Genomic DNA, 275 nt, shown 5'->3' with positions numbered 1-275 from the left:
CGACCTGTTCAACGCTGATGGCGATCCCCTTGTAGTGGACACCGTATGCTCGCAACACCACTTTGATCAGAATCTTCCGGAACCACCTTGGCAGGATATTAGAGGCACCGACACATGGACGTTTGCATATGCTATGACCGGCCACAGCGCACAGGGCTCTCAGTGGGATCGCACGCTCATCATCGACGAGTCTGATGTGTTTGCTGACCAGAAGTGGGAACATTTGTACACCCAATTGACGCGGACCGCAGTATCCGCAAATTTGTACCTATGAA

At 52.4% G+C, this 275-nt stretch carries 1 protein-coding gene; it reads left to right on the top strand.

Annotated elements, in window-relative coordinates:
- The coding region (locus tag AC1RPN_RS08975) for a C-terminal helicase domain-containing protein (protein ID WP_481763840.1) at positions 1–274 on the top strand (274 nt) is incomplete at its 5' end.
- Between the last annotated feature and the right edge of the window lies 1 nt (position 275).

The organism is Dellaglioa sp. CoH-57-MRSF-20 (assembly GCF_056781955.1).
This window is presented reverse-complemented; position numbering and strand designations above follow the sequence as displayed.